The organism is Corynebacterium sp. HMSC076D02 (genome assembly GCF_001813815.1).
Taxonomy (GTDB): domain Bacteria; phylum Actinomycetota; class Actinomycetes; order Mycobacteriales; family Mycobacteriaceae; genus Corynebacterium; species Corynebacterium simulans.
Genome location: NZ_KV814071.1, coordinates 44241 through 54465, shown reverse-complemented (window position 1 = coordinate 54465; position 10225 = coordinate 44241). Strand labels below are relative to the sequence as shown.

The window sequence follows — 10225 nt, the reverse complement described above, 5'->3', positions numbered from 1 at the left end:
ATGATCTATCCGGCCGCGGTGTGGGGAATATCTCGCATCACCCCGAAATCTGCCGAGGGAAACCTTATCTACCAAGGTGAATGCCTGGTCGGTTCCACTCAGATTCAGGATGGCTTGGAAAATGGCCCCTACTTCTTCGCCCGCGCGGAAGGTATGAGTAACTACGGCACATCAAGCACGGAGCTAGAGAAGGCCATCCGTGAACGCCGAGAGGAGATTGCTCAGCGCGAAGGCGTATCAGTGGAGCACGTGCCTGCCGATGCCGTTACCGGCTCCGGTTCCGGCGTGGATTCCGGCATCAGCCCTGAGTACGCGGAGCTGCAGGCTCCGCGTGTGGCCCGGGAACAGAGTATGCGTATCGAAGACGTGAAGAAGCTGATTGCAGACAATACTGAGCATGCCAGCCTGGGTTTCTTGGGTGAGGACACGGTAAATGTGACCACACTCAACATTGCATTGCCCACGCCTACCTCCTGCTCATAAAGATCAGCTCATAAGATGAAGCAATGTTGACCGAACCGACGACACCCCCGACGCGGGTCAAACGCGGCACCCTGAAGATTCTGTTGGGCGCCGCTCCCGGCGCGGGCAAAACCTGCGCCATGCTCAGCGAAGCGCACACGCTGGTCGACCAAGGCCGCGACGTTGTCGTTGGGGTCGTGGAAGACCACGGGCGCGCGTACACCAAGGCCCTGTGCGAGGGGTTGGAGATTGTACCGAGGCGCGCTGTCGAGGGCATTTCCGCGGGTGAAATGGACACCACGGCGGTTATCCAGCGGCACCCGGAGATCGTTCTCGTCGATGAGTTTGCTCACTCTAACCCGCGCGGCGAGGTTCACGAGAAGCGGTGGGAAGACATTGAGCAGATTCTGGACGCCGGAATTGACGTCATGTCGACTCTCAATATCCAGCATCTGGAGAGCCTCAACGACGTTATCAAGCAGATCACGGGTATCGCGCCGCAGGAAACAGTGCCGGACGAGGTAGTACGTGCTGCCGGTGAGATCGAGCTTGTTGACGTTTCCCCTCAGCTGTTGCGCACCCGTCTGAGCGACGGCCACGTGTACCGTGAGGCACGCATTGAGCCTGCACTCAACAACTACTTCCGCGTGGGAAATCTCACCGCGCTGCGCGAGTTGGCACTGCTGTGGCTAGCGGATCAGGTTGATGAGGCACTCATCACTTATCGCTCGGATCAGAAAATCACCGAAACGTGGGAAGCGCGTGAGCGGGTGGTTGTGGCCATCCAAAACGTTGCCCATGCTGAGACTCTTATCCGCCGCGGGCGGCGCATTGCGACAAAATCCTCGGCGGAATTGCACGTGGTCCACGTTGTTTTCGGTGATTCCTTCACCTCTCGTTCCTCCTCGGTGGGGGGATCAGCGCAACAGCTCGCCCGGCTGCAGTCCTTAGCCCAGGATGTGGGCGCACGACTGCACCAGGTTACCGGGGACAGCGTTCCAGAAGCCCTGCTTAATTTTGCCCGGAGTGTCAACGCCACCCAGCTCGTAGTGGGGGTCTCGCCGCGGCGTCGTTTCGGCGTGCACTGGCACGGTACGGTAGCGGAAACGGTGCTGCGTGAATCCGGCTCGATTGACTGCCACATAGTCAATCTTCCCCCGGAAAAACCACTTCCGCTCACACGGATGCTGCATCCTTTCCGCCCCTTCCCGCAGCGTGCCATCGCGTGGCTTAGCTCAGCGTTAGCTTTCGTGGGGCTCACTGCGCTGTTGGTGCAGGCGGACGGTCAGGATTTGGGAACAGGTACTTGTTCCGCGTTCTACTTTGCGCTCATCCTGCTTGTCAGTTTGCTGGGAGGCCTGTGGCCGGCCGTAGTGGTGGCGGTGGCTTCCGGCCTAGCGGTCAACTGGTTCTTCACCGTGCCGATCCATACCTTCGATATTGCTGATCCCGCTAACGCCGTGATCGCCGTAGTCATGGTGGCTATTGCGCTGGCCGTCGGCATGCTCGTGCGCCGCGCCAAGATTGAGCGTGCGAACGCGGCTATTGCTGCGCGCGATGCCGAGCTACTCACGGTGTTTTCCCGCGCCGCCTTGAATCGCCGCGCGGATTCTTCCCCGAAAGATGCCGTGATGCGCAAGGTGGGGGAGGCTTTTAATTGTCGTAGAGCAGAGCTGCTGGATGAAAACGGTGACGTTCTTGCCACCTGGCGCGCAGCTACCCCCGAACGCACCTCGAAACACCTTCATATTCCCGAAAAAATTCGCCATGAACAGGAAGTGGACACCGTTGTTGCGAGCGCAGATGGCACGGTTCAGCTGCGTCTCGAGGGCCCGGCATTGTCTGTTCGTGACCGAGGTCTGGTCACCGTGGTAGCGGGCTATCTCGCAGGCATTGTTCGCCGCGAAAAGCTCTCTGCTGAGGCCGCGCGCGCAGATGCGATAGCCGCTGCTGACGAGTTGCGCCGAGCGCTGCTGTCTAGTGTGAGCCACGACCTGCGTACCCCGCTGGCGACGGCCAAGTTGGCGGTGTCCTCGTTGCGCAACGCTGACATTGAATTCACTCCCGAAGACCAGGACATGCTTTTGGCAGAAACTGCGGCGAGCATCGAGGAACTTACCGGATTGGTAACCAACCTGCTGGATTACTCCCGGCTCACAGCTGGCGCCATAACCGCCCGCCGAGACATCGTCGAGGTGGCCGAAGTGGCTAATCGCGCCATCGCTTCCTGTGCCTTTGGGCATTCCCGAGAGCAAATTGGGCGCATTCACCTTGACCCTAGCGTGCGTGGAGTTACGTGCTGCGCGGATACGGCGCTCATGGAGCGCGTCTTGGCCAATCTCTTCGATAACTCCTTGCGCTATGCGCCAACCGGCGACGTTACTTTGAGTGCCCAGACCACCACCGAACAGGTAGAACTGATGGTCGTCGATGAAGGCCCGGGCATCCCACCGGAGAAGCAGAAGGAACTGTTCCAAGCGTTTCAGCGTTTGGGTGATACCAGCAACGACAACGGAGTAGGCCTTGGTCTTTCTGTTGTCCAAGGCTTTGTAGAGGCCATGGGCGGTAGCATCGAGGTGGCTGCCACCCCGGGCGCAACCTTTATATTGCGGTTTCCCGTCGCGGGAGGAGAACAAAAATGACGACGAAGAAAACCAGCATCGCCATTGTGGACGATGACCCCCGCCTACTTAATACGTTGAGTATTAACTTCAAGGCTCGTGGCTACGAGGTTCACCGGGCGCGTACAGGCGCAGAGGGACTACAGGTGGTGTCGCAGCAGCAGCCAGACGTTGTGATTTTGGACATGGGGCTGCCGGATATGGATGGCACCGTCGTGTTGGAAGGAATCCGCGGGTGGTCTGCGGTACCGGTCATCATCCTGACGGCGCGCTCCGATCCGCTGTTTAGCGCCGCAGCTCTCGACCGCGGCGCGGACGACTACGTGACCAAGCCCTTCTCTATGGAGGAGCTTCTAGCCCGCGTGAGAGTGGCGTTGCGGCATGGTAGCCCACAGAGTCCGGTGAGGCGCACTGAGATCGCTGTGGTTCGCGCCGGGGATATCGTGATTGATGTTCCGCACCATTCCATCACCAAAGGTGGCGAGCCGCTGCATCTGACACCCACTGAGTGGGGCGTGCTCACTACGCTACTTCGCGCCCACGGTGGCTTGGTGCGCAAGGAGGACCTGCTCTCTGAGATCTGGGGTCCCGGCTTTGAGGGGCAGGGGCACTACCTTCGCATTTACACCTCCCAGTTGAGGCGCAAGATGGAGGATGACCCCGCCCACCCACGTTTTCTACTCACAGAGCCCGGCTTGGGTTATCGCTTTGTGGTGCCAGAGCCAGGCAGAGAAGAGTACGGTTACTCGGAATAGTCGTAGAAGCCTTTGCCGGACTTGCGGCCCAGCTCCCCGCGGGCGACCATGTCGCGCATGAGCTGCGGCGGGCTAAAGCGCTCACCCAGCTGGGATTCGAGGTATTCGGCGATGCCTAGGCGTACGTCCAGCCCGACGATATCGGTCAGCTCCAGCGGGCCGATGGGGAATTTGTAGCCCAGCACCATGGCATTGTCGATATCGTGCGGTGAGGCTACGCCTTCCTCCACCATGCGGGTGGCCTCCAGCGCAATGGCCACGCCGAGGCGGGAGGAGGCGAAGCCGGGGGCGTCCTTGACCACCACTGCGGTCTTGCCCAGGCCCTCGACCCAGCCCTTGGCGGCGTCCACGAGCGTGTCCGGGGTGGACTCGGCAACAACCACTTCCACCAGCTTGGAGGCCGGAACCGGGTTGAAGAAGTGTAGGCCGATGACATCGTTGGGGATGCTTTCCGCCAGCTGCGATACCGACAGCGAGGAGGTATTGGTGGCGACGACGGCTTGCGGGGCTGCTTCGGCGATATCCCGGAAGGCGGCTACCTTGAGATCCATCGATTCTGGAACTGCCTCAACCACGAGGTCGAAACCAGCAAAGGCGGAGGCGGCGGTGGAAAAGCTGAGACGCTCATCCCAGGATTCGAAGGTGCCCTCCGCCCCGCGGTCGAGGGAGCCGCGGATGGCCTTGTGCACGCGCTCGCGGGCGGCCGCCACGGCATCCTCGTTGATATCCACCACGGTCACGGACGCGCCGGAGGCCAGGAAGGCGTGAGCAATGCCGGCGCCCATTCGGCCGCCGCCGAGCACACCAACCTTGGCAGGAACCTGCAGTACTGGGGACATGATTTAACTCTCCTTGTGAGTGGAAGGTTTATTTCTTGCGGTCCAGGAAGGCCTGCATCCGCTCAAACTTGGCGGGGGACTCAAAGAGCACGGCCTGGGCGATGTTGTCCACCGCCGGGTGCGCCGCATCAGGCATGGAAATGAGCTGCTTGGTCAAGCGCACGGCCAACGGGTCTTGCTGGGCGATGCGCCCGGCTAGGTCTAGGGCGCCGTCGACAAGCGCATCCGGCTCGTGCAGTTCGCTGACCAGGTGGCTGGCTAGGGCTTCTTCGCCGTTGAGGATGCGCCCGGCCAGCAGGATCTCCTTCGCCAGCGGGGTGCCCACGCACTCCTTGAGGCGCCACGTGGCACCCGCGGCGGCAGCGATACCCAGGCCGGCTTCGGGCTGGCCAAACTTGGCAAAAGGAGTGGCAACCCGGAAGTCGGCGGCCAGCGCCAGCTCCAATCCGCCGCCGAGAGCGTAGCCATCCACCGCCGCGATGACGGGGGCGGGAAGGGAAGCGATGCGGTGGAAGATGCCGGAGTTGATGCCACGGAGGGCATCCTCGCGGCGGCGCTCACGAAGCTGCGCGATGTCCGCCCCGGAGGCGAAGATCCCGCGGGGGCCCTTCGGGGTATCCACCGTGCAGCCGGTGATGATGAGGATGCGGGGATCGGACTCGAGCTGCGCGCAGAGTTCGTGGAACTCCGCCACCATCTGCTCATCGATGGCGTTGCGCACCTCGGGGCGGTTGAGCTTGGCGACGACGATGTCGTCCCTCTCACCGCGCGTTGAAATCTCAATGGCAGTCGTCATTTACACCCTCTCAATCGCAATCGCGGTACCCTGGCCCACGCCCACGCACATGGTGGCGATGCCGCGGCTCAGCCCGTCCGTTTCTAAGCGGTTGAGCAGGGTCAAGGTGATGCGGGAACCGGAGGAACCCAGCGGGTGGCCCAGCGCGATGGCGCCGCCCCAGGCGTTGACCTTGTCCTCATCCAAGCCCAGCTCGCGGATGCAGGCGATGGACTGTGAGGCAAAAGCTTCGTTGAGCTCGATGGCATCCACGCTGTCCAGCTCCCAGCCGGCGCGCTCGAGCACGTCGCGGGTCGCCGGGATGGGACCGGTGCCCATGATCTCCGGGCGCACACCGCGCGCGGAGTTGGCGACAACGCGGGCACGTGCGGTCAGGTTGTGCTTCTTGAGGGCCTCGTCGGAGGCGACAATGACGCAGGAGGCGCCGTCGTTCAGCGAGGAGGCGTTACCCGCTGTGGTGACGTCACCCAGGGAGGTCACCGGGCGCAGCTTGGCTAGGACCTCCATCGTGGTGCCGGGGCGGGGTCCCTCATCGGTGTCAACTACCGTCACGTTGCCCTTGCGGTCGGTGACCTCCACCGGCACGATTTCCCGGGCGAACTTGCCGGCCTCGATAGCGGCGAGTGCGCGTTCTTGGGAACGCACCGCAAAGGCATCGGCGTCCTCACGGCTAATGCCAAAGACGTTGGCTACTTCCTCGGCGGTTTCCGGCATGGAGTAGGTCATCTTCTCCTGCTCCGCGAACTTCGGGTTGGCAAAGCGCCAACCAATGGAGGTATCAAAGACCTGTCCTGGCTTGGCAAAAGGCTTGTTTGGCTTTTCCATGACCCAGGGGGCGCGGGACATGGATTCGACGCCGCCCGCCACGACGATATCTGCCTGGCCGGACTCCACGAGGGCGGTGGCCAAGGCAATCGAGGACATGCCCGAAGCACACAGGCGGTTGACCGTAATGCCCGGTACGGTGTCCGGGAACCCGGCGAGCAACCAGGACATGCGGGCAACGTTGCGGTTTTCCTCGCCGGCGCCGTTAGCGTTACCGATGATGACTTCATCCACCGCGGAAGGGTCGAGTCCGGCCTCCTCCACCGTCTTCTTGATAGCGGTGGCCATGAGGTCATCGGGGCGAACCGAGGACAGTGCGCCGCCGTAGCGGCCCACGGGGGTGCGGAAGCCGGATACCAGGTATGCAGTCATGTGATTCCTTAGCTGTTGTGTGTTCTAGGAGGTCTGGAGGTTTTAGCGGCCGTGGAAGACCGGCGGACGCTTCTCATTGAAAGCTGCAAAGCCCTCGTAATAATCCTCGGTATCGCAGAGTTTGCCTTGGGCAATGTTCTCAGCATCGACGCTGGCCCACAGCCCGGTGCCGTTATCGCGGATGTCCTGGACCAGGGTGCGGCTGGTGAGGAAAGCTTGGGTGGCGCCGTGGGCTGCGCGCTGGGCGATGCCCCGGGTGAACTCCAGCAGTTCCTCTGCCGGTACTGCGCGGGAGAAGAGCCCCGCGCGCACTGCCTCCGCGCCGGAGATGAGCTCGCCGGTAATGATGAGGTCCATCGCGCGGTGTGTGCCGAGGCGTTCGACGAAGAGGGAGTGCCCTCCCGAATCGAGAGTGGCGCCCAGGTTGGCAAACGGGGAGCCGAACTTGGCGTCTTCGGCGACGTAGACGACGTCACAGGCCAAGGCGAGGCCAAGACCCACGCCGAGGCAGGGACCGTGCACGGCGGCGAAGGTGGGGGCAGGAAAGTTGTCGATCTTCTTGAGCACGGGAGTGACAACGTCCGCGAGGTAGGCGGTGGCGTCGTCTTCGCGCGGATTGAGCCCCTTGATGTTGCGGCCGGCGCAGAAACCCTTGCCCTCACCGCGCAGGATGAGCGCGCGGGGCTTAAGCTGCGCGGCCTCATCGAGGGAGCGGGAGAGCTCGGCGAGGTCTTCCTCCGCGAGAGAATTGATGGCCTTGGGGTTGTTGAGTACGAGCTCAACGATTCCGGCTTCGGCGTCGTGGTGTAAGTCGATCATGGGTGTTTCTCCTAGGCGTCAAAGTCGAGGACGATGTTCGGCGTGGTGGGGCGCGACTGGCAGGTCAGGATGTAGCCGGCCTTGACCTCATCGGCCTCCAGCGCGTAGTTCTCCGCCATGTCGACGTCGCCCTCGACCAGCTTGGCGCGGCAGGTGCCGCACACGCCGCCGGCGCAGGCGAAGGGGACGTCGGAACGCACGCGCAGGGCCGCGTTGAGCAGGGATTCATTGGCAGAAACCGGAGACTCAACCGAGCCGGAAAGGCCATCGAGCTGGAAGTTGATGGTGACGTTATCGCCTTCCGGATCGACCTCGACGTGGCGGCCAGCCTGGTTCTGATCCCCAGAAGGTTTGCCGGTGGTGAACAGCTCGTAGCGCACATCCTTTTCGCCCACGTTGCGGCTGGCCAGCTCATCACGAACCAGCTGCACCAGCTCGAAGGGGCCGCAGAGGAACCATTCGTCGACGTTGTCCGTGCGCACGACGTTATCCAGCAGGGTCTGGAGTTTTTCAGCGTCGATGCGCCCAGAGAACAGCGGATTGACGCGCTGCTCGCGAGAGAGGACATGGTGCACGGCAAAGCGCGTGGGGAACTTGTCCTTGAGGTCACCAATCTCCTCGGCGAACATGACGTCACCGCCGCCTTTGTTGGCGAAGATGAGCTCGAATGTGGTGTCGGGGAGCTGTGGAGAACGGTCTGGGCGATAGCCATGATCGGCGTGATGCCGGATCCCGCGGCGATGGCCACGAGGTGCGGATTCTCTAACTTCTCCAGCTCCTCGCGGACAGCCTCAGGATTGTTCAGACCGGTCAGGTGGGTCTTCGAGGTGAATGCGCCCTGCGGGTTCATCACGTCCATGGTGTCGCCGGGCTGCAGCGTGTCGTTGGCCCACGTGGAGAACACACCACCGCGGTCGCGCTTGATGGCGACGCGCAGCACGCCATCGCGAGGCACGTCGCAGATGGAATAGGAGCGGCGGACTTCTTGGCCGTCGATAGTTGCCCGCAGCGCAACGTACTGGCCGGGGATGTAGTCATAGTCGTCCTGGAGCTCCGGAGGAATGGCGAAGGAAACCTCCACGGAGTCCTCGGTCAGGGCGCGCACCTCGGACACGGTCAGGGTGTTGAACGTGGCCTTCTTCTTTGCGGGGGCAGACGGGGTCGTGGTCATTAGTGCACCTTGAAGTAGTCGAAGGGCTCCAAACAGTCCTGGCAGTTATAGAGAGCCTTGCAGGACGTGGAACCGAATTGGGCAAGCTTACGTGTGCGGCGGGAGCCACAGTGGGGGCATTCGATGGCCGGTGGCGGTTCGAGTGTGAGCGGGATAGGACCTTCCGGCGTGGCGCGGGTTGTACCGCTGGGAGGCGCAATGCCGTAATCCTTGAGGTTTTGCCGGCCGGTCTCCGTCATCCAGTCGGTGGTCCACGCCGGGTGGAGCACGAGGTCGACACGCACCTTGGCAAAGCCGGCGTCGGTCAGCGCTGTGGTGATGTCCGTCGTGATGTGCTCCATGGCGGGGCAGCCGGAATAGGTTGGGGTAATCGTGACCACCGCGGTATCGTCTTCCAGGCGAGCGTCCCGGAGGATCCCAAGGTCAGCGATGGAAATGACGGGGATTTCCGGATCGGGTACCTCGGCAGCGACGTCCCACACGTGGGCGTCGTCAGGCTGCGTGGGGCGCAGCGGGTGGGACTTATCTGTGATGGACACGCTGAAACCTTGGTCCTTTCCTTGTCTTTACCAGGTCGCGCCGGGGTGTTGGCGCGCCAAGGACTGCATCTCCGCGAGGATGAAACCGCGGTGCTCGGAAAAGCGCCCGGTGCGCTGCCCGGAGCGAGCCTGCTTGACGTCCGGGATGGCCAGACCTGCCTTGTCGAGGACATAGGCGATGCGCTCATCGAACTGCGCGCGCAGGCTCGAAGGCAGAACAGCGATGCCTTCTGCTGCCAGCTTCTCGTGCAGCGGGAGATCCTCGAAGAGCTCGTCAAGGTAGGGCCACATGTACATCAAGCCCTCCGTGATACGGCGGTGGGATTCCTCGGTACCGAGGCCCAGGCGCAGAATCCACTGGTTGGCGTGGTCGACGTGGTACTCAACCTCCTTGATGGCCTTGGCCGCGATAGCTGCCAGGGTTTCATCCGTGGACTCCAACAGGGCGGTGTAGAGCCCGTGCTGGTAATAGGAAAAGAGCAGCTGGCGGGCGATGGTGTAGCCGAAGTCGCCGTTTTCCTGCTCGACCAGGCGGGCGGAGCGGAACTCCTCCTCATTGCGGAAGTAAGCCAAGTCATCCTCGGTCTTGCCCCAGGCGGTACCGGCATAGGTCAGCAGGAAGCGGGCATGCCCAATGAGATCGAGGGCGATGTTGCCCAGGGCAATGTCCTCCTCCATCTCTGGTGCGCGCGAAATCCACCAGCCCAGGCGCTGGGCCAAGATGAGGGCGTCATCGCCCAACATGAGGGCATAGCGTGCGGTGTCCTCGGGGGCGACTGCGCCGGAGGCGGCGATATCTTCTGCGGTGATGCCGTTGCCCTGCGATTGCTTGGTCGCAGAATCGGCGGCTGCAAATCCAGTCACAGGTGCGGCACTCCTTCTGACTTGTCGTAGTAGGTGGCGTGGCGGTAGCTCTTGCCCTGCGGGGATTCGAAGAATCCGCCCTTGGAGTCAGGGTCGGAGGAGGCAATAGCCTCGCTGGGCACAACCCAGACGGAGGTGCCTTCGTTGCGGCGGGTGTAGAGG

General features: G+C 62.4%; 9 protein-coding genes and 2 pseudogenes. 3 read left to right on the top strand and 8 right to left on the bottom strand.

Annotated elements, in window-relative coordinates; translation table 11 throughout:
• The 3 genes from HMPREF2935_RS10085 to HMPREF2935_RS10075 all read left to right on the top strand — a co-directional run.
• The coding region (locus tag HMPREF2935_RS10085; RefSeq protein WP_070733056.1) for a potassium-transporting ATPase subunit C at positions 1-483 on the top strand (483 nt) is incomplete at its 5' end.
• Between the two features lie 23 nt (positions 484-506).
• Complete coding sequence (locus HMPREF2935_RS10080) at positions 507-3104, top strand: ATP-binding protein (RefSeq protein WP_070733054.1); 2598 nt, start codon at positions 507-509, stop codon at positions 3102-3104.
• Complete coding sequence (locus tag HMPREF2935_RS10075) at positions 3101-3838, top strand: response regulator (RefSeq protein WP_070733052.1); 738 nt, start codon at positions 3101-3103, stop codon at positions 3836-3838. Before HMPREF2935_RS10080 ends, HMPREF2935_RS10075 begins: the two co-directional genes overlap by 4 nt.
• On the opposite strand, the gene HMPREF2935_RS10070 is transcribed toward HMPREF2935_RS10075, so the two are convergent.
• The 8 genes and pseudogenes from HMPREF2935_RS10070 to HMPREF2935_RS13645 form a co-directional block, all read right to left on the bottom strand.
• A complete protein-coding gene (locus tag HMPREF2935_RS10070; protein ID WP_070733050.1) occupies positions 3826-4677 on the bottom strand; it encodes a 3-hydroxyacyl-CoA dehydrogenase family protein in 852 nt (283 codons plus the stop codon). The two genes, HMPREF2935_RS10075 and HMPREF2935_RS10070, sit on opposite strands and share 13 nt — an antisense overlap.
• Positions 4678-4705: 28 nt before the next feature.
• A complete protein-coding gene (locus HMPREF2935_RS10065; RefSeq protein WP_049146700.1) occupies positions 4706-5473 on the bottom strand; it encodes an enoyl-CoA hydratase/isomerase family protein in 768 nt (255 codons plus the stop codon).
• The gene (locus HMPREF2935_RS10060; RefSeq protein WP_049146703.1) at positions 5474-6670 is read right to left on the bottom strand and encodes a thiolase family protein; all 1197 of its coding nucleotides are present in this window, start codon (positions 6668-6670) and stop codon (positions 5474-5476) included.
• Positions 6671-6712: 42 nt separating this feature from the next.
• Positions 6713-7489, bottom strand: coding sequence for an enoyl-CoA hydratase/isomerase family protein (locus HMPREF2935_RS10055; RefSeq protein WP_049146705.1), 777 nt, complete (start codon positions 7487-7489; stop codon positions 6713-6715).
• 11 nt (positions 7490-7500) lie between these two features.
• A pseudogene (paaE, locus tag HMPREF2935_RS10050) lies at positions 7501-8660 on the bottom strand (1,2-phenylacetyl-CoA epoxidase subunit PaaE).
• The gene (paaD, locus tag HMPREF2935_RS10045; protein ID WP_049146708.1) at positions 8660-9199 is read right to left on the bottom strand and encodes a 1,2-phenylacetyl-CoA epoxidase subunit PaaD; all 540 of its coding nucleotides are present in this window, start codon (positions 9197-9199) and stop codon (positions 8660-8662) included. The pseudogene paaE and the gene paaD overlap by 1 nt, the downstream one beginning before the upstream one ends.
• 27 nt (positions 9200-9226) lie before the next feature.
• Positions 9227-10063, bottom strand: a complete 837-nt coding sequence (gene paaC / locus HMPREF2935_RS10040) for a 1,2-phenylacetyl-CoA epoxidase subunit PaaC (protein WP_049152073.1) — start codon at positions 10061-10063, stop codon at positions 9227-9229.
• Positions 10060-10225: pseudogene (locus HMPREF2935_RS13645) on the bottom strand (1,2-phenylacetyl-CoA epoxidase subunit B); the annotation flags it as partial. The pseudogene HMPREF2935_RS13645 and the gene paaC, both read right to left, overlap by 4 nt.